Genomic DNA, 364 nt, shown 5'->3' with positions numbered 1-364 from the left:
AAGAACTTTTCCGTTTTTGTCAAGTCTTGTTACCGTTACATCTTTCGAACCGAATCCGTTGGCTGCATTCTGAACATTTCCAACGACCATAAAACCAAAATCAGCAGTCTGAATCACAGATCTTGCTTCTTCATCCTGTGAGGTTCCTAAAGTTTTTTGCCATAATTCATCTCCGAATTCGTTGATTCTAATCAACCAGATATCAGACCCTCCTTTCGAAGCATCTTTTTTGTCTAACCCTTTTCCTGAAAAAGAAGTTCCTGCTAAAAGAAATCCTCCTTCCTGCGTAGCAACCGTTGCCGATAAAAAGTCGTGATTTTGTCCTGAGAAATACTTTTCCCAGACTTCTTCTCCCTGTTGATTT

The 364-nt window shown here is 39.8% G+C and carries 1 pseudogene; it reads right to left on the bottom strand.

The features are described 5' to 3' along the window. Positions 1 to 364 (bottom strand): annotated as a pseudogene (locus OEW74_RS14715) (T9SS C-terminal target domain-containing protein); the annotation flags it as partial.

The sequence above is a fragment of the Chryseobacterium sp. YIM B08800 genome, from assembly GCF_026163565.1.
Classification (GTDB): domain Bacteria; phylum Bacteroidota; class Bacteroidia; order Flavobacteriales; family Weeksellaceae; genus Chryseobacterium.
Note: the sequence above shows the minus strand (reverse complement) of the source record. Positions and strands in the feature narration are given on the sequence as shown.